This window comes from Pseudomonas sp. 5Vm1k (genome assembly GCF_056161485.1).
Genome location: NZ_JBSPCZ010000004.1, coordinates 294,567 through 318,033, shown reverse-complemented (window position 1 = coordinate 318,033; position 23,467 = coordinate 294,567). Strand labels below are relative to the sequence as shown.

11 protein-coding genes and 2 pseudogenes are annotated in these 23,467 nt (G+C 59.2%); 6 read left to right on the top strand and 7 right to left on the bottom strand.

The window, feature by feature from the left end; translation table 11 throughout:
• Positions 1–32 precede the first annotated feature (32 nt).
• The 5 genes and pseudogenes from selO to ACWIKB_RS10500 all read right to left on the bottom strand — a co-directional run.
• Complete coding sequence (gene selO, locus ACWIKB_RS10520) at positions 33–1,496, bottom strand: protein adenylyltransferase SelO (RefSeq protein WP_475266627.1); 1,464 nt, start codon at positions 1,494–1,496, stop codon at positions 33–35.
• A gap of 48 nt (positions 1,497–1,544) precedes the next feature.
• The gene (gene mscK, locus ACWIKB_RS10515) at positions 1,545–4,913 is read right to left on the bottom strand and encodes a mechanosensitive channel MscK (protein ID WP_475266626.1); all 3,369 of its coding nucleotides are present in this window, start codon (positions 4,911–4,913) and stop codon (positions 1,545–1,547) included.
• A 37-nt stretch (positions 4,914–4,950) separates the two neighbouring features.
• Positions 4,951–6,693, bottom strand: a complete 1,743-nt coding sequence (locus ACWIKB_RS10510; RefSeq protein WP_475266625.1) for a potassium/proton antiporter — start codon at positions 6,691–6,693, stop codon at positions 4,951–4,953.
• A gap of 238 nt (positions 6,694–6,931) precedes the next feature.
• Entirely contained in the window at positions 6,932–7,795 is an 864-nt protein-coding gene (locus ACWIKB_RS10505) for a methyl-accepting chemotaxis protein (RefSeq protein ID WP_438657443.1), read from the bottom strand.
• Positions 7,787–8,542: pseudogene (locus ACWIKB_RS10500) on the bottom strand (MCP four helix bundle domain-containing protein); the annotation flags it as partial. The pseudogene ACWIKB_RS10500 and the gene ACWIKB_RS10505, both read right to left, overlap by 9 nt.
• A gap of 290 nt (positions 8,543–8,832) precedes the next feature.
• On the opposite strand from ACWIKB_RS10500, the gene ACWIKB_RS10495 reads away from it, so the two are divergent.
• From ACWIKB_RS10495 to ACWIKB_RS10485, 3 genes are all read left to right on the top strand, one after another.
• On the top strand, positions 8,833–9,063 hold the full coding sequence (locus tag ACWIKB_RS10495) for a hypothetical protein (RefSeq protein WP_008149645.1): 231 nt from the start codon (positions 8,833–8,835) through the stop codon (positions 9,061–9,063).
• Positions 9,060–9,362, top strand: coding sequence for a cell division protein ZapA (locus ACWIKB_RS10490; protein ID WP_475266623.1), 303 nt, complete (start codon positions 9,060–9,062; stop codon positions 9,360–9,362). Before ACWIKB_RS10495 ends, ACWIKB_RS10490 begins: the two co-directional genes overlap by 4 nt.
• A 101-nt stretch (positions 9,363–9,463) precedes the next feature.
• Positions 9,464–11,416 (top strand): methyl-accepting chemotaxis protein, encoded by a 1,953-nt coding sequence (locus ACWIKB_RS10485; protein ID WP_475266622.1) that lies wholly within the window; start codon positions 9,464–9,466, stop codon positions 11,414–11,416.
• Positions 11,417–11,530: 114 nt separating this feature from the next.
• On the opposite strand, the gene ACWIKB_RS10480 is transcribed toward ACWIKB_RS10485, so the two are convergent.
• Together ACWIKB_RS10480 and putA are read right to left on the bottom strand one after the other, a co-directional pair.
• Positions 11,531–13,333, bottom strand: coding sequence for an acyl-CoA dehydrogenase (locus ACWIKB_RS10480; protein ID WP_475266621.1), 1,803 nt, complete (start codon positions 13,331–13,333; stop codon positions 11,531–11,533).
• Positions 13,334–13,579: 246 nt separating this feature from the next.
• Positions 13,580–17,533, bottom strand: a complete 3,954-nt coding sequence (gene putA, locus ACWIKB_RS10475; protein ID WP_475266619.1) for a trifunctional transcriptional regulator/proline dehydrogenase/L-glutamate gamma-semialdehyde dehydrogenase — start codon at positions 17,531–17,533, stop codon at positions 13,580–13,582.
• 464 nt (positions 17,534–17,997) lie between these two features.
• Between putA and putP the strand changes: the two genes are divergently transcribed.
• From putP to ACWIKB_RS10460, 3 genes and pseudogenes are all read left to right on the top strand, one after another.
• Complete coding sequence (gene putP, locus ACWIKB_RS10470) at positions 17,998–19,482, top strand: sodium/proline symporter PutP (RefSeq protein ID WP_475266618.1); 1,485 nt, start codon at positions 17,998–18,000, stop codon at positions 19,480–19,482.
• Between the two features lie 365 nt (positions 19,483–19,847).
• Positions 19,848–21,857, top strand: a pseudogene (locus ACWIKB_RS10465) (type VI secretion system Vgr family protein); the annotation flags it as partial.
• 1,034 nt (positions 21,858–22,891) lie between these two features.
• Positions 22,892–23,284: a hypothetical protein gene (locus tag ACWIKB_RS10460; RefSeq protein ID WP_475266617.1), complete on the top strand. Its 393-nt coding sequence runs from the start codon at positions 22,892–22,894 to the stop codon at positions 23,282–23,284.
• The last annotated feature ends 183 nt before the right edge of the window (positions 23,285–23,467 follow it).

Genomic DNA, 23,467 nt, shown 5'->3' with positions numbered 1-23,467 from the left:
CTGTTCATTAGTAAGCGGTTACCTGACGGACCTCATGACGAGCAACTGATCTCCAGATGCTTGCCCCATTCCGGCGGCCGCTCGGCGTAGCTCTCCATCCCGGATTGTTCTTCGAACGGATTGCTTAGCACGGCGTGCAGGCGACGAACCTCCGCATAGTCGCCACTCTCCGCTGCATCGATAGCCTTCTGCGCCAGATAGTTACGCAGGATGTACAGCGGATTAACGGCATGCATCCGCACACGACGCTGATCCTGATCAACCGCGCCTTCACGGGCAACCCGGGCGATATACAACTCGCCCCAGGCATCGAAGCCCTTGATGTCGACGAAGTCATCGCGCAGCCGGGCGACGGCCAGTTCGGGTGATTCGTCCCCGAGGCGGCGGAAGAACAGCGTGTAATCAACGCCACTGTTCTGCATCAATTGCAGCAAGCGCTCCAGCAGTTTCTGGTCATCGTCTTCGGCGGTGGTCAGGCCGAGGCGGCGGCGCATCAGGTCCAGATAGTGAGCCTGGTACAGCGGCAGATACAGGCCGAGGGTTTCGCGTAGGGCTTCGACGCTAATGAACGGCGTCAGGGCCTGGGCCAGGGCGCTGAGGTTCCACTGGCCGATAGGCACCTGGTTGCTGAAGGAGTAACGGCCCTGATCGTCGGAGTGGTTGCAGATGAAATTGGCGTCGAAGTCATCGAGGAAGGCGAATGGCCCGAAGTCGAAGGTGATACCAAGGATCGACATGTTGTCGGTGTTCATCACCCCGTGGCAGAAACCATAAGCCTGCCATTTGGCGATCAGCTCGGCGTTGCGCTCGACGATTTCGCGGAACATCGCGAGGTACGGTTCCGGCTGTTCCAGGCATTCCGGGAAGTGCATGGCCAACACGTGCTCGCCGAGTGCTTTTTGCTGCTCGGGGCGCTTGGTGTAATAGAAATATTCGAAATGCCCGAAACGCACATGGCTGGGCGACAGGCGCAGGACCATGGCCGCGCGTTCCTGTTTCTCGCGCCACACCGGCGTGTCGGAGCCAATCACGCACAGGGCGCGCGTAGTCGGGATGTTCAAGGCATTCAGTGCTTCGGAGGCGAGAAACTCGCGGATCGAGGAGCGCAGGACCGCCCGTCCATCGCCCATGCGTGAGTAAGGTGTCTGGCCGGCGCCCTTGAGGTGTAAATCCCAATGCTCGCCGGCCTCGTTGTAGACCTCACCCAGCAACAAGCCGCGACCGTCGCCCAACTGCGGGTTGTAGGAGCCGAATTGATGCCCGGAATAGACCATCGCGCGCGGTTCGGCTTCGGCCCAGAGCTTGTGGCCGCCGAACAGCTCGGCGAACACCGGCGTCTCGGCCACGGCCGGGTCCAGGTCCAGCAGCGCCATGGCGGCGGGGCTGGCGACCACCAGTCGCGGCGCGGCAATGGGCTCGGGCAGCACATGGGTTGAGAACGCGTCGCCCAGGCGGGCGAAGCGATTGTCGAAGGTCAGTTCGTCGAGGGCTTTCAACGGCCATCTCCAGCAGAATGTCCGAGCATTCTGCTAGGGATAAGGCGGTTAGTCGAGTTTGGTCTCGGGCGGCTCTTGCATCGGGTCGTCGCGGAGGACTTCGTTGGGGGCTTCGCGGGTGATGATGGTTTTGTTCTCTTCCTCGACCGGCACCAACTTGTATTCCTGGCCGTGCAGGTTCTTCAGGTAAACCTCCATCTGCCGGAACGAGATGTTGATGTGCTGCTTCTTGAACTCGTGGTTGATGAAGCGGTTGACCTCATCGAGCACCGGGTTGCGGTCGCCGAGATCGCGCACGTGCATGCGCAACTCGTGGTCGAGGGTGCTTTCGCCGAAGTTCAGGAAGTAGACGTGGGGCTCGGGTTCCTTGAGCACTCGCGGGTTATCCCGTGCGGCTTGCAGCAACAGGGATTTGACCAGGTCCAGGTCCGAGCCGTAATCGACGCCGAGCTTGAGGGTCACGCGGGTGATGGTGTCGGTCAGGGACCAGTTGATCAGTTGCCCGGTGATGAACGTCTTGTTCGGGACGATGATGTCCTTGCGGTCGAAGTCGGTAATGGTCGTGGCGCGGATGCGGATCTTGCTTACCGTGCCCGACAGGTTGCCGATGGTGATGGTGTCACCGATCCGTACCGGGCGTTCGAACAGGATCATGATGCCGGAGATGAAGTTGGCAAAGATTTCCTGCATCCCGAAGCCCAACCCCACCGAGAGCGCCGCCACCAGCCATTGCAACTTGTCCCAGCTCACGCCGAGGGTGGACAGGGTCGAGACGAAACCGACGCCGGCGATCACGTAGGACAACAGCGTGGTCGTCGCGTAGGCGCTGCCCTGGGCCAGATTCAGCTTGGACAGCACCAACACTTCCAGCAAACCGGGCAAGTTGCGCGCGAGGGCGAAGGTGATGCCGATGATGATCAGCGCGCCGAGCATGTCGCCGATGCTGATCGGCACCATGCTCATGTTGGCGCCGGTGCCGCTGGTGTATTCGTAGAGGGTGACGTTGTCCAGGTACGAGAACACCGAAATCAGGTCCGACCACACCCAGTACAGCGCCGCGATGAAACCGCCGAGCAGTGCCAGACGGATCAGACGCAAGGATTGTTCGTTGACCTTCTCGATGTCCAGGGTTGGTTCTTCGATCACCGCTTCGCCATCGCCGGCCTCTTTGGCCGCCTGGCGTTTGGCCAGGGCACGCTGGTAGGCCAGGCGTCGTGCCGCAACGCTCAAGCCGCGCACGAACGTGGCTTCGATCACTAGCCAGAACATCAGCAGGTACAACGTGTTGATCAACCGGTCGCTGAGTTTCAGCGCGGTGTAGTAGTAGCCAAAGCACACGGCCACGAATAACGCGACGGGCAGCACTGTGAACATGATCCCCACGGCCTTGCGGAACAGCGAAGCGCTTTCATGGGTCGGGCTGCTGATCAGCAGGCGACTGAGCAACCAGGCCATCAAGGCATAGCAGGTCAGTACCACCGGCATGCCGAGCACGTCATCGGCCAGTGCCGCCGGTTGCAGTTCCGCAACCGCCACTACGGCAACCAAGGCCATCACTACCAATCCGAGACGACGAACCCAGCCTTGCAGGAACTCGACCTGGGGTTTTTCCCAACGGAAATGCAGTTCGGCCACGCCACCCGGCGCGAGGATCCGGTAGGCGGTGTAGAACACCAGCCAGGCCTGGCCCATTTGTATCAGGGCCGCGCCCATATTGGCGTTCTGCCCACGGGCGTCGATCTGCAAGGCCAGGCCGCACAAGGCCAGGCCCAGCGCGACCGGCATCGCCAGCAGGATATTGATCAGAATCGCCTGAGGCGTGTGCCACTGGCTGTCACGTTTGAAGTGACCGATGTCCTGGTGAACCTTGTTCAGGCGCGCATACAGACTCTTGCGCCGCCATAGCAGCGCACCGATCAGCAACACCAGGGGCAGGAACAGCAGCGGCCGCTGGATCAAGCCATCGCTCAACTCGCTCAGGCTCGACGTCCAGGGCAGCGTGGTGACCTGGCGTTGCAGACGCTCCGGCACGCCGTGCATCCATTCCAGGTCCAGCGGCTTGTTGCTGGGGATCCAGAACATCTGTTCGTCCAGCGTGGACCTCAGGCTTTGCGCGGTGCTGAGCAGTTGTTTCTGGTTCAGTTGCAGAGTGATGGACTGGTTGAGCACCGCGCTCAGTTCACGGTTAAGTCGTTCCAGCAGTTCGGCGCGGGTGTTGGCCAGCTCCAGCAGGCTCTTGCGCAGTTGCGGGGTGACTTGCTCGGGTGGCTGGGTCGCCAACAGGCTGTCGACATAGCTCGCCGGGTTGCTGAGCAATTCCCGTTGCTGGCTGACTTCGAATTGATACAGGCGAATATCGGCAATCTGGTCCGCGAGGTCACGGTCGACCTTGAGGCGGGGCAGGGCCTGCTTCTGTTTGTAGAGAATCTTGGAAAGCAGCAGGCTGCCCTTGAGCACGTTGATCTGCTCGTCCAGGGCCGAATCGCTCTGGGTCACGCTGTCCAGTTGCTGCTTGGTCTGCAAGTTCTGCTGGGTGATGGAATTGAGGCGGTCTGTGTTTTTCAGCAGGTAATCAGAGAGCTTCAGGTTCGCTGCGCTTTCGGTGGCGAGCAAACTGCTGCTGCCAGACTTTTGCGCTTCGATGGATTGCTGCGTCACCGTCTCTTGGGAATGGGCCAGGCGCTTCTGGTTGATCAGGGTTTGCAGCTCCTGGATTTCCTGATCCTGGCGCGCGACTTTTTCCGAAAGCACGTCATGCTGGCTGTTACCCAGGTCCTGCAACTGACTGTTGCCGGCCAGTTCCTGGCGGCGCAGCGGGATCAGGGCGTTCAGCGCCGCGAGTTCGGCATTGAGCTGGTCACGCTGCTCGACGCTCAAGGTCTTGCCGTTATCTTTGCCGGCCTTGAGGATGTTGTTGATCTGCTGGATGCGCGTCTGGCTGCTGGCGATCTCGGCCTGGGCGCGTTCGGGGCGGGTCTGGGCGGTGATGATCAGGCTGTTGGCGTCGGCCAGCGCTTTTTGCAGCTCGCCTTGCTGAGTGGAGCGCTCGGTCAGCATCTGTTCGAGTTGTGGGACCGACAGATTGGCGTACCGCTGCTCGATCGGCGCCACCTTGGTAGCCTTGAGCCGGGCCAGTTCACGCTGGTTTTCGATGTTCTGCTTGGGCGCGGTGGCCAGTTGCTGGTTCAGATCGATCAGTTTCTGATCGTAATCACGCTTGTTGTTGAGCTGAGTCAGCGTGTTCTGCAGGATCGACTGCAGGGCTTTCTGATCCGCTTCCGGCAGTTTGCGCTCGGCGATCCTGTCCAGGCTTCCCTGCACAGCTTCACTGGACGGCGGTTCGCCGGCTTGCAACGTACCAATGGAGAGACTCAGGCCCAGCAGGGCAATGGCGAACAAAGAGCGCAGGGTTGGCATAGATACCGGTCTGGAACTAGGTGAAAAGAATGGCAGTTTAGAGGAACAAGCCGGGACCCGGGCGACTTCCTTCGGGGAATCTGACGCCCACTTTGCCGATCTTGTTCCCCTCCATGACCGCAACCGTCCAAATGGTGTTGTTCCACTCCACCTGGTCGCCCACGACTGGCGCACCGCCGACTTTCTGGGCGATGAAGCGGGCCAGGGACATGTCTGGATCGATGCCTTCGACTTTCAGCCCGTACAGCGCCGCAACCGCAGCCAACTGGGCGTCTCCTTCGAGTACGAAGTCGCCGAAGAAGCGCAGATCGAGGCCTCGTTGCGGTGCCTGGCTGAACAGTTTGCCGAGGGCCGTCAGGTTGTGTTCGTGGCCGATCACGCAGAGCAAATCGTCGACTTCAAGCACCGTACTACCCGACGGATGGAGCAGTTGCTGGCCACGAAACAATGCCGCGATCCGGGTGCCTTCGGGCATTTTCAGTTCGCGAAGGGGCGAGCCGATGCACCATTTCTCGGCACCGAGGCGATAAACGAACAGCTCCCACTCGCTGGTGACGTGCACTTCCAGGGCCGAGCGGGAGATTGGCGCCGGCTCCGGCGGAACGGTGACTTTCAACAGTTTGGCGACCCACGGCAGGCTCGTGCCCTGCACCAGCAGCGACACCAGCACGATAAAGAACGCGAGGTTGAAATAGAGTTGAGCGTGCGGCAAACCGGCCATCAGCGGGAACACCGCCAGAATGATCGGTACCGCACCGCGCAGGCCGACCCAGGAAATAAAGGCTTTTTCGCGACCGTGGAACGCTTTGAACGGCAACAGACCGACCATCACCGACAGTGGCCGGGCAAACAGAATCATCCACAGCGCCAAACCCAGGGCGGGCAGGGCGATGGGCAGCAAGTCATGCGGCGTCACCAGCAATCCCAGCACAAGGAACATGCCGATCTGCGCCAGCCAGGCCATGCCGTCGAGCATGTGCAGGATGCCGTGACGGCTGCGCACCGGGCGGTTGCCGATCACCAAACCGCACAGGTAAACGGCGAGGAAACCGCTGCCGTGCAAGGCGTTGGTCAGGGCGAACACCAGCAGGCCGCCGGCAATCACCAGGATCGGGTAGAGGCCGTTGGCCAGGTTGATGCGGTTGACCAGTTGCAACATGACCCAGCCGCCGCCCAGGCCGATGATGGCGCCGATACCGAACTCACGCACCAAGTGCCCGAGCAAGCTCCAGTGCAGACCGGTTTGGCCGCTGGCGAGCATGTCGATCAGGGTCACGGTGAGGAACACCGCCATCGGGTCGTTGCTGCCGGATTCGATTTCGAGACTGGCGGTCACCCGCTCGTTCAGGCCCTTGCCGCCCAACAGCGAGAACACCGCCGCGGCGTCAGTGGAACCGACGATGGCGCCGATCAGCAGGCCCTGGATGATGTTCAGGTTGAACAGCCAGGCTGCGGCCATGCCGGTCAGCCCGGTGGTGATCAGTACCCCGACCGTGGCCAACGACAGCGCCGGCCATAACGCCACGCGGAAACTCGCCACCCTCGTGCGTAAACCGCCGTCGAGCAGGATCACCGCCAACGCAAGGTTGCCGACCAGATAGGCTGTTGGGTAGTTATCGAAAATAATGCCGCCGCCGTCGACGCCAGCGGCCATGCCCACGGCCAGGATAATCACCAGAATCGGGATACCGAGGCGGGACGAAAGGGAACTCACCAGAATGCTCGCACCTACCAGCAACGCGCCGATCAAGAACAGGCTGTTGATGGTCGTCGCATTCAAAGGCAATACTCCAGAAAGCTGAAAGGCGGGCACAAACTGACCATGCAGTCTGCGTGCCAGCGATTCTAACCTGTTGAAATGTGATGCTGTCAAAAAGCTTTTGGTCCTTCGGACCTTCGCGAGCAAGCCCGCTCCCACAGTTGATCGTGTTGTTCACAAGATTTGTGTACGACACAGACCCAATGTGGGAGCGGGCTTGCTCGCGAAGACGTCAGACCTGCTGGCGCCGCTCGTGCGGTTACAGGCTAAATCGCCCAACCATATTGTTCAGGTCCAGCGCCAGGCGCGACAGCTCGCTGCTAGCCGCGCTGGTCTGATTCGCCCCGGTCGCCGATTGCACCGACAGATCACGAATGTTCACCAGATTGCGGTCCACTTCGCGAGCCACTTGCGCCTGTTCTTCCGCCGCACTGGCGATCACCAGGTTGCGTTCGTTGATCTCGACAATCGCGCTGTTGATCGTGTCCAGCGACATGCCGGCGCCACGGGCGATGTTCAGGGTCGATTCCGCGCGCTCGGTGCTGTTGCGCATCGAATCCACGGCGTGCTCGGTGCCGCTCTGGATGCTGCCGATCATGCGTTCGATTTCGCTGGTGGATTGCTGGGTACGATGGGCCAAGGCACGAACCTCATCCGCCACCACCGCAAAACCACGCCCGGCTTCACCGGCACGGGCCGCTTCGATCGCTGCGTTCAGGGCCAGCAGGTTGGTCTGGTCTGCCAAGCCGCGAATCACATCCAACACCTTGCCGATGTCCCGGGATTCGTTGGCCAGGTCGCCGATCAGCGTCGCGGTGCTCTGCACATCGGCGCTCATGCGTTCGATGGCGCTGACGGTTTCCTGCACCAGATCACGGCCGTCACCGGCGGAGGTGGTGGCGTTTTTCGAGGCTTCGGACGTGCTGACCGCATTGCGGGCAACTTCTTCCACGGCGCTGGTCATTTCGTTGACTGCGGTGGCGGCCTGCTCGATTTCGTTGTTCTGCTGAGTCAGGCCCCGAGCACTTTCGTCGGTGACGCTGTTCAGCTCTTCAGCAGCGGACGCCAATTGCGTGGCCGAGCCGGAAATACGTTGCAGGGTGTCGCGCAGCTTTTCCTGCATCTTCGACATGGCCAGCAGCAAGCGGCCCGCCTCATCTTCGCCATCGACAGTAATCGGGCGGGTCAGGTTGCCTTCGGCGATTTCTTCAGCGGCGCTCAACGCGTTGGCAATCGGCTTGGTGATGCTATTGGTCAGCAGCCAGGCGAACAGTAGGGTCAGGCCGGTGGCGATCAGCAGCAGGGTTACGACCAGATCGAAAGCCGAGGTGTACTGGTCAGTCGCTTTTTGATTGGAGTCCTGGGACTGCTGGGTATTGATTTCCAGCAGCTTGCCGAGTGCATTGTTGACCGCTTCAGAGTTGGCCAGCAGTTCGGTGTTGAGCATCGTGCGCAGCTCATCCACCTGATTGTTGCGCGACAGACTCTTCATCCGGTCTTCAAGTTGACGGTACTGGGCCAGCAACTGCACATATTGATCATAGGCCGCACGTTCCTGCGGGCCGTCGATCAACGGTTCGTAGGCTCGTTGGGCGTCGCGGATCTGCTGATTGCGCTGCTCGAACAGCTCCATGGTCTTCTGCTGCACGTCCGGTTCGCGGTTGATCAGCAAACGATAGGACAGCACGCGCAGACGCAGGGTCAGTTGAGTGAACTCGTCGAGGCTTTTGATGCTGGGTACGCTGGCGTTGGCGATGTCTTCGCCGGCTGCACGAATCTTGCTCATCTGATTCAGGGAAAACACGCCCAGGATCAGCATCAGAGCGCCAATCAAGGCAAATCCGAGGAACGCCCGCGGCGCGATATTCATATTACGAAGGGACATGGTATTTACCGAGAAAAGCGCATCCGTGCGGGGCTGAGACTGCTGTATGGATGACTTATCGGTCATACGACTAAAGTCTTGAGTCCCTGTGCGTATTTGTCGCAGACAGTCCCCGGCGACGAAGTGCAGGAACCAGATCCGCCAATCACAGTCTTTAAAGTTCGCGAGGAAGGTCGCCCGCCAGGAAAATCAAGGCCTTGCGCCCCAATAACCCTGGCATCCGTGGTGACTTTTCTTTATCGTACGCGCCCTTTGAAAAAGCTTGGAAAATCAAAATGTTGGAAGCATCCCTAAGTCAATTGGAACAACTGGTCAGCGACCTGGTGCAACAGAACCAGACCCTGCTCGGCACCAACCAGACCCTGAGCGCAGAACTGGCCCAAGCCAAGGATGAAAACGAAAGCCTGCAACTGAGCCTGATGGAACAGGAAGAGAAACAAGGCGCCACCGCCGCCCGTATCCAGGCCTTGGTTGAGCGCGTCAGCGCCGGCCCTGTCAGCGCATGAATCAGGGCGCCGCAGGGGTAAAAGTCGTCTCGATCCTTGGGGAGGACTATTCGATCAAGGCGCCGGCCGGGGAAGAGCAGACCCTGCTGGACGCCGCTTTAATGTTGAAGGCCGCCCTGGCCGACACCAAACGCAAATACCCGACGCTGATCGGTGACCGCTTGTTGGTACTGGCGGCGATGAATCTGTGCTCCCAGCAGATCGAAATGAAAAAGCAGCACCAGCAGGAACTCGACCGTTACCAAGAGCAAGTCAGCGCCACGGTTGAAGTGATCGCCAAGACGATCAATCAGGCCTGATCGGCTTTGCGCACAACCAAAGAATAAAATTGTCGCTTGCGTTGTATACAATCGGCACGGCTGTTGCAGTGTTTCAGCCACTTATTCTTTGGGGGTGCTCCATGCAGTTCTGGCGACGCAGTATTCAATGGCAGTTGATCCTGAGTATGGGCACCGCCCTGCTGGTCAGTATTCTGATCGTGGTTGGCGTTTATACCCTGGTGGTCAACCGCCTCGCCCAGAGCTATCTGGTCGAACAGGCGCTGCCGTCGAGCATCGAAGCGATGCGCAACGACATCGAGCGCATCCTCGTTCAGCCCCTTACCGCCGCCAAGGACATCGCCAGCAACAGCATGGTGCGCGACTGGCTGGCCGGGGGTGAAAACAGTGCCCAGACCGACACCTTCGTGAAGTATCTGGAAGGCATCCGCGCCGAGCACAAAGCCTTCACCGCGTTGATCGTCGGCACGGCTTCTAATCACTACCTCACCGAAAAAGGCCTGGACCGGACCCTCAGCCGCTCCAACCCCAAAGACGCCTGGTTCTACTCGTTTCTCGACAGCAACCAGCCTCGCACCCTGAATATCGACAATGACACCGCGACCGGAGAATTGGCGCTGTTCATCGACCTTAAGGTCGAGCAGGCCGGCAAAGTCGTGGGTGTTGCCGGGCTCGGGCTGAGCATGAAAGAGCTGTCGGAGCTGATCCATAACTTCAACTTCGGTGAGCGCGGCAAGGTCTATCTCGTTCGTTCCGACGGTTTGATCCAGGTTCATCCCGAGGCGCAGTTCAGCGGTAAACGTACGTTGGCCGAGCAAATCGGCGCTCCTGCGGCGCAAGCGGTCATGGGTCACCTCTCTACCTCAAAAGCATTCGCCACCAACAGCGTTTTTACCCGCGATGGCGAAGATTATCTGGCGCTAAGCCTGCCGCTACGGGATTTGGGCTGGACCTTGGTGGCCGAAGTGCCACAGTCGCAAATCTATGCCGAAGCGCGCCGCGCCATGTGGATGAGCAGCGCCATCGGCCTGGCGGTGGCGCTGGTGTGCCTGCTGTTGGTGGTGTTGCTGGCCCGTGGGCTGGTTCGACCGATCCGTCAGGTAACAGCGGCACTGGTAGCCATCGGTAGCGGTGGTGGAGATTTGACCCATCGGTTAGATTCCAGCCGCGCCGATGAGCTCGGTGACCTGGCAAGGGGCTTTAATCGGTTCCTCGAAAGTCAGCGCGACATGATCGGCGAAGTGCTGACCACCAGCGAGCGTTTGCGTACCGCCGTCGGCCAGGTGGCGAAGGTGGTGGACAACACTGCCGAGCGTTCCGGGCGTCAGCAGGAAATGACCGACATGGTCGCCACCGCCGTCCACGAGATGGGCCTGACGGTGCAGGAAATCGCCCAGAACGCCGGCAACGCAGCGGTCGCCTCGCAAACTGCTCGCGATGAAGCAATGCAGGCCCGAGAAGTGGTCGGTGGTTCGATCCGCCATATAGAAAGCATGTCCGACGAAATTGGTGTCGCTGCCACGGCGGTGGGCGAGTTGGCGCATCAAGTGGCGTCCATCGATCAAGTGTTGGCGGTGATTCGCGGGATTTCCGAGCAGACCAACCTGTTGGCGCTCAACGCCGCGATTGAAGCGGCGCGGGCCGGGGACATGGGGCGTGGCTTTGCGGTGGTTGCCGACGAAGTACGGACCTTGGCGCGGCGAACTCAGTCATCGACGGATGAGATTCAGCAAATGATCGGCAGCCTAAAACAGGGGGCGGAAAATGCCGTGTCGTCCATGCATTCGGGGCAGGCGGCGACTGGCACTGGGGTTGAGTCGAGCCAGCGTACCGGGACCTCGTTGACGGCGATTACCGGGCAGATCGAGCGCATCAGTGACATGAACCATCAAGTGGCGACGGCGACGGAAGAGCAGTCGGCGGTGACCGAAGAGATCAACCGCAATGTGCAGGGGATTTCTGATTTGGCCCGGGCGACGGCGGGGGAAGTCAGGGCTTGTCGCGAGGATTGTCAGACGTTGCAGCGATTGGCGGATGATTTGGCGCGGCAGATGGGTGGGTTCAAGTTGAGTTGATGTGTTGTCGGTGCGGGCCTCTTCGCGAGCAAGCCCGCTCCCACATTGGAATGCAATCTCCTGTGGGAGCGGGCTTGCTCGCGAATGGATTTCAGCAGCACAACAGGTCTTCAGTCAGAACCACTCATCCTGCATCGTCAGGCACACATCATCCCGCGCCTCCAGAATCGCCAACTCATGGTGGCAACCCGGCACTTCCCACGTCAGGAAATACCGCGCCGCCTGCAGCTTGCCTTTATAGAAGCTCACATCCGCCACATTCCCTTTGGCCAACCCTTCCTCGGCGCGAATCGCTTGTTCCAGCCAACGCCAGCCAATCACCGTGTGCCCGAACACTTTCAGGTACAGCGCCGAGTTCGCCAAGCTGCTGTTGACCTTGCCTTGGCCCAGATCCGTCAGCAATCCGATGGTCACCGTTTGCAGGCGCGCCACCAGTTTTTCCAACGGCTCACGCAGCGCGGTCAGTGATTCGTACGCCTGGGCGCGTTCGGCAGTGTTGGCGATCAACCGAATCAATTGCTTGAGCCCGGCGCCACCGTTCTGCGCCAATTTACGGCCGAGCAAGTCCAGTGACTGAATGCCGTGGGTGCCTTCGTGGATCGGGTTCAAACGGTTATCGCGGTAATACTGCTCCACCGGATACTCGCGGGTGTAACCGTGGCCGCCGAGAATCTGGATCGCCAGTTCGTTGGCCTTCAGGCAAAACTCCGAGGGCCAGGACTTGACGATTGGCGTGAGCAAATCCAGCAATTCATGGGCCTGCTTGCGCGCGTCTTCAGTTTCCAGGGTCGTGGTGTCGTCGAACAGCCGCGCCGCGTACAGCCCCAGATCGAACGAGCCTTCGACGTAGGCCTTTTGCGTCAGCAGCATGCGTTTGACGTCCGCGTGTTGAATGATCGCCACCGGTGCGGTGTTCGGGTCCTTGCTGTCCGGCACCCGGCCTTGGGGACGTTCGCGGGCATATTCCAGCGAGTACAGATACCCGGCGTAACCGAGCATCACCGCGCCCATACCGACGCCGATCCGCGCCTCGTTCATCATCTGGAACATGTAGCTCAAACCGTGGTGCGGTTTGCCCACCAAATAGCCGACACACTCGCCGTTATCGCCGAAATTCAGCGCGGTGGACGTGGTGCCGCGCCAGCCCATCTTGTGAAACAAACCCGCCAGCAGCACATCGTTGCGCTGGCCGAGGCTGCCGTCATCGTTGACCAGAAACTTGGGCACGATAAACAGCGAAATGCCCTTCACTCCGGCCGGCGCGTCCGGCAACTTGGCCAGCACCATGTGCACGATGTTTTCCGACAACGGGTGGTCGCCACCGGAAATGAAGATCTTGTTGCCCTTGAGTCGATAGGTGCCGTCAGACGCCGGCTCTGCGCGTGTACGAATATCCGACAACGACGAACCGGCGTGGGGTTCGGTCAACGCCATGGTGCCGAAGAAACGACCGTCGATCATCGGTTGCAGGAAGCGCTGTTTTTGTTTCTCGGTGCCAAAGCTTTCGATCAGGTTGGCCGCGCCCATGGTCAGGAACGGATACGAGGTCGATGCCGCGTTGGCAGACTGGAAGTGCGCAAAGCAGGCTTGGGACAACAATGTGGGAAGTTGCATGCCGCCGGCGTCGAAACTTCGCGCGGCGTTGAGGAAACCGGCCTCGAGGAACGCATCCACCGCCGGTTTCACCTCTGGAATCAGAATCGCCTGACCGTTCTCGTAGCGCGGCTCGTTCTCGTCGCCCTTGCGGTTGTGCGGTGCGAAGAACTTCTCGGCGATGCTGCGGGCGGTGCCGATGGCGGCGTCGAACGTCTCGCGATTGTGCTCGGCGAACCGCTCACGCTGGGTCAGGCCCTCGGCATCGAGGACTTCGTACAGCTCGAAAGCCAGATTGCGGGAACTGAGCAACGTCTCGGACATGTCGGCCTACCTTTTTTGGGGATGGACCGAGTCTAGGCGTGGGAATAAAGGCTGAACAGGATGATTGATGAGCGTGATGGTGTGGTGCGGGCACCGCTAATCAAATGTGGGAGCGGGCTTGCTCGCGAATGCGGTGTGTCAGTCGACATCAATATTGACTGTTGCACCGCATTCGCGAGCAAGCCCGCTCCCACAGGGGATTTTGCATGCCGGGCAGCCATTGCGGTTGCCCGGTCTTGTTGCGGTTTAACCGATAGTCATCAAGCTCGCATTACCACCCGCCGCAGCAGTGTTAACACTCAATGCCCGCTCAATCACCAATCGCTCCAGCGCAATGTTGGTCTCGCCCTGGGACAAGCCATGGACCCCGACAATCGCCCCGACACGTTTGGCCACTTGCTGGCACACAGCCCGCAGCTGATCGGAATGGCCATGATGCAGAACCGCATCAAACACCACTTCGTCCTTGCTCCAGTCGGAAACCAGCTTGATCTTCGCCTGAATCTCCTTCGGCAGACGTGCGAACAATGCCTTGGTCAAGTCAGCTTCCGGCCACACCGCCGAGCCACCGACGGCCAACACCGCTGCCAGTTGCGTCAGCAGGTCGCCTTCGACTTCTGCCAGGCACAACACGTGTTCACGCGGCAGGATCGCGTAGCTGTTGCGCTCGCCGGTCGGGCCGGCCAGCACACGGGTGATCCCGCTTTGCGATTGCGCGGCGAACTGCACGCACAGGGTGCTCAAGTCAGCAAACTTGTTACTGTCGGCCCAGGCTTGCAGGGCGGTCAGCGGCTTGCTCATCGCATCGCGCAAACGCACGTCCGGCGCGGCGATAGCATCACCGCGAGCGAAGGATTGTTCGATCGCATCCGTAGGACGGGTCGACAGCAGACGGTACAGATACAGCGGACCACCGGCCTTCGGACCAGTGCCCGACAGGCCTTCGCCACCAAACGGCTGCACGCCAACCACGGCGCCGACGATGTTGCGGTTCACATAGACGTTACCGGCATTGACGTTGTCGATCACCTTGGCGATGGTCTCGTCGATGCGGGTGTGCACGCCCAGGGTCAGGCCGTAGCCCGAAGCGTTGATCTGGCCGATCAGTTGATCGATGTCTTTGCGCTTGTAGCGAACCACGTGCAGCACCGGGCCGAAGATTTCCCGTTGCAGTTCATCGAAGCTTTCCAGTTCGATCAGCGTCGGCATCACGAAGGTGCCGCGTTTGACTTCTTCCGCGTCGGCGATAGCCACCTGATACACGTTGCGACCTTTGTCGCGCATGGCCTGGATGTGTTTCTCGATGCCAGCCTTGGCTTCGGCGTCGATCACCGGGCCGATGTCCACGGACAGACGCTCCGGGTTGCCGAGACGGCATTCAGCCATGGCGCCCTTGAGCATTTCGATGACACGGTCGGCGGAATCTTCCTGCAAACACAGTACGCGCAGTGCAGAGCAGCGTTGGCCGGCGCTGTCGAAGGCCGACGAAACCACGTCGATCACTACTTGTTCAGTCAGAGCCGAAGAGTCGACGATCATTGCGTTCTGACCGCCGGTTTCAGCGATCAGCGGAATCGGACGACCTTGTGCATCAAGGCGACCAGCGACGTTACGTTGCAGCAAGCGAGCAACTTCGGTGGAACCGGTAAACATCACGCCTTTAACCCGATCGTCACCGACCAAGCGAGCGCCAACGGTTTCGCCACGGCCCGGCAGCAGTTGCAGCACGCCTTCCGGAATCCCGGCTTCGAGCAGCAAACGCACAGCTTGTGCTGCCACCAGCGGAGTTTGTTCCGCAGGCTTGGCCAGGACCGGGTTACCGGCGGCCAGTGCAGCAGCAACTTGGCCACTGAAGATCGCCAGCGGGAAGTTCCACGGGCTGATGCAAACCACCGGACCCAATGGGCGGTGGGCGTCGTTGGTGAAATCGTTGCGCGCCTGCACTGCGTAATAACGCAGGAAATCCACGGCTTCACGGACTTCGGCGATGGCGTTGGCGAAGGTCTTGCCGGCTTCGCGAGCCAACAGGCCCATCAACGGCTGGATCTCGCCTTCCATCAAATCGGCGGCACGTTCCAGGATCGCGGCGCGTTCGGCAGGCGGGGTGGCCTGCCAGATCGGGCCGGCGTTCAGGGCGCACTGGATCGCGTTGTCGACGTCTTCGACAGTCGCTTCCTGGACATGGCCGACCACATCACGCAGATCGGACGGGTTCAGCACTGGCGCAGGGGTTTCAGTGCTGGAGGCGCAACCGAGCATCGGCGCGGCTTTCCAGCTGTTGTGCGCAGTGGCCAGCAAGGCGCAAGAGAGCGACGCCAGACGATGCTCGTTGGCCATGTCGATGCCGCTGGAGTTGGCGCGCTCGGCACCATAAAGGTCGCGGGGCAGCGGGATACGCGGGTGCGGCAGGCCGAAACCGCCTTCCGCCGTCGCCATGCGCTCGATGCTGGCCACTGGATCGGCCACCAACGCCTGGATCGAGATGGACTGGTCGGCAATCTGGTTGACGAACGAGGTGTTCGCACCGTTTTCCAGCAGACGACGTACCAGGTACGCCAACAGTGTTTCGTGAGTCCCGACCGGTGCGTACACGCGGCACGGACGATTCAACTTGCCATCGGAAACTTTACCTACAACCTGTTCGTACAGTGGTTCACCCATGCCGTGCAGGCACTGGAACTCGTACTGGCCCGGGTAATAGTTCTGACCGGCGATGTGGTAAATGGCCGACAGGGTGTGGGCGTTGTGCGTCGCGAATTGCGGGTAGATGACTTCCGGCACCGACAGCAGTTTGCGTGCGCAAGCGATGTAGGAAACGTCGGTGTACACCTTGCGGGTATAGACCGGATAGCCTTCCAGGCCTTCGACCTGGGCGCGCTTGATTTCGCTGTCCCAGTACGCGCCTTTTACCAGGCGGATCATCAGGCGATGACGGCTGCGGCGAGCCAGGTCGATCACGTAGTCGATCACATACGGGCAACGCTTTTGATAAGCCTGGATCACGAAACCGATGCCGTTCCAGCCAGTCAGTTGCGGCTCGAAGCACAGGCGTTCCAGCAGATCCAGCGACAGTTCGAGGCGGTCGGCTTCTTCGGCGTCGATGTTCAGGCCGATGTCGTATTGCTTGGCCAGCAAGGTCAGCGACAACAGGCGCGGGTACAACTCGTCCATCACACGCTCGTACTGCGCACGGCTGTAACGCGGGTGCAGTGCCGACAGTTTGATGGAAATGCCCGGGCCTTCATAAATCCCACGACCGTGGGAGGCTTTGCCGATCGAGTGGATGGCTTGTTCGTACGAGGCCAGGTACTTCTGGGCGTCGAGCTCGGTAAGTGCGGCTTCACCCAACATGTCGTAGGAATAGCGGAAGCCCTTGGATTCGAACTTGCTCGCATTGGCCAGGGCTTCGGCGATGGTTTCGCCGGTGACGAACTGCTCGCCCATCAGGCGCATGGCCATGTCGACGCCCTTGCGTATCATCGGCTCGCCGCTCTTGCCGATGATGCGGCTCAGGGACGAAGTCAGGCCTGTTTCGTTGTGAGTGGCGACCAGTTTGCCGGTCAGCAACAAGCCCCAGGTGGCGGCGTTGACGAACAGCGACGGGCTGTTGCCCAAGTGTGGCTGCCAGTTGCCGGTGCTGATCTTGTCGCGGATCAGTGCGTCACGGGTGCCTTTGTCCGGGATGCGCAGCAGCGCTTCGGCCAGGCACATCAGTGCCACGCCTTCCTGGGACGACAGGGAAAATTCCTGCAACAGGCCCTGAACAATCCCGGCACGGCCGCCAGCGCTTTTCTGATTGCGCAGTTTGTCGGCAATCGAGGACGCGAGCTTGTTAGTGGCTTCGGCCATCGCCGCAGGCAGGCGTGCCTGTTCCATCAGCATCGGCACCACTTCCGGTTCCGGACGACGGTAAGCAGAGGTGATCGAGGCGCGCAGAACCGATTGCGGCAGGATGCTTTCGGCGAACTCCAGGAAGCACTGGTGTGCGTGATCGGCATGGACTTCGCCAGCGTCGTCAGCATCTTTACCGGTCAAACCGCTCAGCTCGGTCAGGGTTGCACCACCCTCGAGTTTTTCCAGGTAATTGAAAATTGCCTGTTTGATCAGCCAGTGCGGCGTGCGATCAATCGAGGTCGCGGCGGCCTTGAGGCGTTCGCGGGTTGGGTCGTCAAGTTTGACCCCAAGGGTGGTGGTAGCCATATTTTTATCCTCATGTTTGCCACGACCGCGTGGCATCAGCTGGCCGCAAGATTAGCTGTGCGCCGACAGAGGTGCAACCGGGTGCAACCCTTTTTTTGTCGGAATAATAGGCAGCTCATCAGGAATTAAATTCCGGTACGAACGTACCGCTCCTGCTTGGTGCTTTTACTTCTAGTAAATGATCCTGACTGCGCTAAAAGGGAGCAAAAACAGGTCTTTTTCCGGTAAATACGCGTAGGTGCAACTGATTCTCAAAAAATGGGTTGCACCTTATTTGCGTTGTTGAATAGGATTCGCGCCCAAGGTGCAACCGGTCAAAAAAGACAGGTGCACCGGCTGATGGCTTTCCTGGGGAAACATCAGTCATAAATGCGCGGGGCTGGAAATCGTTTCAACAAACGTTGTCGTTTGTCGGCGTTTCACACTTCGCCGCTACATAAAAACAAAGCCAGGGCACCACTCGAATGAGCGTAAGCAATCCAACCCTGATCACCTTCGTGATCTACATCGCAGCAATGGTGCTGATCGGCTTCATGGCCTATCGCTCCACCAACAACCTTTCTGACTACATTCTGGGCGGTCGCAGCCTCGGCAGCGTGGTGACAGCATTGTCCGCCGGCGCCTCCGACATGAGCGGCTGGTTGTTGATGGGCCTGCCGGGCGCCATCTACATGTCCGGTCTGTCTGAGAGCTGGATCGCCATCGGCCTGATCGTAGGTGCTTACCTGAACTGGCTGTTCGTCGCCGGCCGTCTGCGGGTGCAGACCGAACACAACGGCGATGCGTTGACCCTGCCGGACTACTTCTCCAGCCGTTTCGAAGACAAAAGCGGCCTGCTGCGGATCATCTCCGCCATCGTGATCCTGGTGTTCTTCACTATTTACTGTGCCTCCGGCATCGTGGCCGGCGCCCGTCTGTTCGAAAGCACCTTCGGTATGTCCTACGAGACTGCGCTGTGGGCCGGTGCTGCGGCGACGATTGCCTACACCTTCGTCGGCGGTTTCCTGGCAGTGAGCTGGACCGATACCGTACAAGCCACCCTGATGATCTTCGCCCTGCTGCTGACGCCGATCATCGTGTTGCTGGCCACCGGCGGCGTCGACACCACGTTCCTGGCCATCGAAGCGCAAGACCCAAGCAACTTCGACATGCTGAAAAACACCACCTTCATCGGCGTGATTTCGCTGATGGGCTGGGGCCTGGGTTACTTCGGCCAACCGCACATCCTGGCGCGTTTCATGGCGGCGGATTCGGTCAAGTCGATCGCTAATGCCCGTCGCATCTCCATGACCTGGATGATCCTTTGCCTGGGCGGCACCGTCGCTGTAGGCTTTTTCGGTATCGCTTACTTCTCGGCCAACCCTGAGCTGGCCGCGCCGGTGACCGAAAACCACGAACGTGTGTTTATCGAACTGGCAAAAATCCTCTTCAACCCGTGGATTGCCGGTGTGTTGCTGTCGGCCATTCTGGCGGCGGTGATGAGCACCCTGAGCTGCCAATTGTTGGTGTGCTCCAGCGCCCTGACCGAAGACTTCTACAAAACCTTCCTGCGCAAATCCGCTTCCCAGGTTGAACTGGTCTGGGTCGGCCGCGCCATGGTGTTGCTGGTGGCCCTGATCGCGATCGCATTGGCCGCTAACCCGAACAACCGCGTGTTGGGTCTGGTCAGCTACGCCTGGGCCGGTTTCGGTGCTGCGTTCGGTCCAGTCGTGCTGATCTCGGTAATCTGGAAAGACATGACCCGCAACGGCGCACTGGCCGGCATCCTGGTCGGTGCAATCACCGTGATCGTCTGGAAACATTTCGAACTGCTGGGTCTGTACGAAATTATCCCGGGCTTCATCTTTGCCAGCCTGGCGATCTACATCGTCAGCAAGCTGGGCGCGCCGACCAAAGGCATGCTGATGCGCTTTGCTGCAGCCGAAGCGGATTTCCGCTTGAACAAGTGATGGGGAGGGGCTGAGGCTCTGATCCTTCGCGGACATAAAAACGGCCTGTCTCCTGTTGGAGGCGGGCCGTTTTTTTGTGTTGCACAAATGCTGAGATGTTGAAGATCCCCTGTGGGAGCGGGCTTGCTCGCGAATGCGGATTAACATTCAACATCGATGCAAGCTGACCCGCCGCTTTCGCGAGCAAGCCCGCTCCCACAGTAGATCGGCGGTGGTTTTGAAGGAAATGTCTGTAGCCAAATACACTGATCCTTGAAGGACAAATCCCTAAAAAAGTAGGGAAAATCTGATTTTTCTGTCCTCCGCTCAACCCCCCTTGTTGCTCATGCAGAATCGCCCGCCTTCATTCTGCAGAGACACACCGGATGTTCGCGCCTGCCAATCAACCGCGTTTCACGTTGACCCTCGACGGTGTCCAGAATGAGCTCAAGGTACTTGAGTTCACGGGCAAGGAAGCCATCAGCCAACCTTTCCGTTTCGACCTGGAGCTGGTCAGCGAACAGCCGGACCTTGACCTTGAGAGCCTCTTGCATCGTCAGGCATTTCTGAGTTTTGACGGAGAGGGTTCCGGTATTCACGGTCAGATTTTTCGGGGCGGGCAAGGGGATTCCGGTAAACGTCTGACACGCTATCAAGTCAGCCTCGTCCCGCGTCTGACCTACCTTGGCCAGCGCATCAATCAAAGAGTCTTCCAGCACCAAAGCGTCCCGGCGATCATCACGAAAATCCTCAAGGATCATGGCATCCAGCGCGATGCCTTTGAGTTTCAACTCGGCAGCGATTACCCCGAACGCGAATACTGCGTGCAATACGCGGAAAGCGATCTGGCATTTATTCAACGCCTGTGCGCCGAGATTGGCATTCACTTCCACTTCCAGCACAGTCCCGATGGGCACCTATTGGTGTTCGGCGATGACCAGACTGTTTTTCCCCGTCTGCCCGAACCCACGCTGTACCTGCCCGGCAGCGGCATGGCCGCCAGTGCTCCGTCGATCAAGCGTTTCAATGTGCGTCTGGAGACCCGGACTACAACGGTTACTCGCCGGGACTACGACTTCCACAAACCCCGTTTGCCACTCGAAAGCCGCATCGATAGCGAGCAGCGCCCGGTGCTGGAGGACTACCACTTTCCCGGTCAATTCACCGACCGCGAATCCGGCAAGCAACTGACCCAGCGAACGCTGGAGCGCCATGGCGCGGATTACCGTCAGGCCGAAGGTCGCAGCGATCAATCCGCGTTAATCAGCGGACATTTCTTGCAACTGACCGAGCATCCGCGTCAGGCCTGGAATGACCTGTGGTTAATCACTGAAATCGAACACCATGGTCGTCAGCCGCAGGTGCTGGAAGAGTCCGCCACCGAGGAAGGTGAATTCCAGGGCTATCGCAATACCTTTCTCGCAACGCCGTGGGACGTTTCGTTTCGTCCTCCGCTGGGGCCGGACAAGCCGCGAATGCTAGGCTACCAGCCCGCCGTGGTCACCGGGCCGACTGACAGCGAAATCCACTGCGATGAATTTGGCCGGGTCAAAGTCCAGCTCGCCTGGGACCGCGAAGGCCAACTCAACGAGCATTCCAGTTGCTGGCTGCGTGTCGCCACCGGTTGGGCCCACGACCGTTACGGCAGCGTGTTGATTCCGCGAGTCGGCATGGAAGTGCTGGTAGGTTTCATCGATGCCGATGCCGACAAACCGCTGGTGATGGGCTGCCTGCCGAACGCCGCGACGCCCGTTCCGCTGGACCTGCCCGCCGACAAGACCCGCAGCATTTTCCGTAGCCAGAGCAGTCCCGGTGGCGGTGGCTACAACGAATTGCGCATCGAGGATCGCAAAGGCGCCGAGGAAATTTACCTGCGGGCCCAGCGAAACTGGACCCAGCACGTGTTGAATGATCAACAGGTACAAGTCGATAACGCCCGCAGCATCGTAGTCACAGGCATCGCCCGGCATGAGCTGAAGGCTGACGAACAACGCATCACCCATGGCCAGCGCCAGACCGAAATCAGGCAAGACGATCATCTGCTGGTGACCGGCGACCGGCACATCCGCGTGACCAATCAGGCGCTTAGCGCCAGTCAGCAATTCCATGTCAGCGCCGGCCAGCAAGTGGTGATCGACGGCGGTGCCAGCGCGACCATTCAGGCGGGCGGGCAGTGGATCAACATCGGCCCCGGCGGGATTTTCAGCAGCGTGCCGATTATGGTCGGTGGTGCGCCAATGGCGGCCATGTCCGCCGTGGCGATTTCGCCGGACGTGCCTTTGAAACTCGCCGCAGCGCCGGCGGCGTTGCTCAGTGCGGCGCAGATACAGAGCCTGAAAGGTGATGCGCCGTTCTGTGAAGAGTGTGAGCGTTGCAAGGATGGGATGTGTCCTGCGCCGAGCACATTGACCGGTGCGCCAAAGGCTTCATCCGCTGCACCTGCTTCAACCGTTGAGCCGGGTTTTCACATCGTCGAGCAGGGGATGTCTCGGTCTGCGCTTGAGTCGATTTTGTTTGCGCAATCGCAGCCGGCGGTGCTGGAGAAATTCAGAAGCCTTAATCCACAGCTCTCCAACTTCGCCAAACCCGGCCAATTGATCGTCCTCAGTGATCCGCGCAATACGCAATGCAGCCGGGAAGAGGCTTTGCTGATGGAAGCCGCGCAGAAAGTCGATGCGGCACTTGAGCCGTTGAGCGATGCGGAGGCGGAGTTTATGGCGCGGCATCATGGGGAGATTGAATCTTTTCTTTCGCAGGGTTCGACTGGGGTGGGTATTGGGGCGGCGATGTTTGGTAAGCACTTGGGCAACTTGAAGGACACGCTCGTAGAGTTGGAAAACCTCCACAAACGCACTTTCGACAAACACGGAAAACTCCAGGGCGCGGACTTCTTTACCGAGCGTAAAAAACTGATGGGTCGGCTGGATAACAGCCTTGGGCCATTGGTACGCAAAGGCGTGGGTATTCCAGATCATCCAAAACTGAAAAATGCGTTGGGAATTTCCAGCCGCAGTCTTGTACATCACTGGAGTAAGGCTGGTACGGCGGGAGGGATTCCTGGGTATGCGACGCATATTGATGGGGTGAGTAAGGCTGGGAAGGTAATTAAGGCCGGTGGTTGGGTGGGTGTTGCGTTAGGGGCTTCTGCTTCGGGGTTAAAGGTCAAAGAAACCTGCCGGGTTGGGGCTGAAGAGGCTTGTAGGAAAGTTAAGTTTTCGGAAGCTGGAAAGTTTTCTGGTGCATTTGCGGGGAGTATGGTCGGGGGCGCTTTGGGATCGCTTGCTTGTGTGGGAATCGGAGCTGTTACTGCAGGCGCCGGGTTTGTTGGGTGTTCTTTGATTTTGGTGGGCGTTGGAACTTTGGGCGGAGCGGTGGGCGGGGAGACGGCAGGAGAGAAGATTGGAGAAATAATTTATGAGGAAATCTATCAATGACGAACGATGATGAAGTTTGGTTCGTTCTGACTTTTGGAGGCTTGTTTTTTGGCTTGGGGTTTATATCTATCTTCGGTCATGTCTATCTTTATTTTTTTCAGATGCAGAAAATCATAGGGTTTCTTAGCAATTCCCATGGGGTTTTAGCGCGGAAGTCTTTTTTAAACGGTGGGCTGTTTGGAATCCACTTTATTTTGACCGGTGTAGGATCTTTTTTGGTATTTCCGTCTTGGGCGATTAAGTGTGGCGCGTTGGATGAGGAGGATTATCTGAGTTTTCCTAGAGGCTTACTGGGGATGATTCGCTTTTTTTACATCGCAGCACTGGGAAGTGGGGGGGCGATGATTGTGTTCTTGGTCGGTTGCAAATATATGGGATGGATTGAGTGACCTAGGTACGGAGACAAATAAATCTGTCCCCTTTGTAGGGCACTGGAGCGAGCGGGACGGGGAAACTCTGTAGGGGGTTGAAAAATGAAAACTTATGCGGAAACAGTATTCCTTTTAAGTGGCCCGGTTTTAATCGTTCTAATTTTGCTGGTTACATTGGCTATGTTGTATGTCGCTTACTTT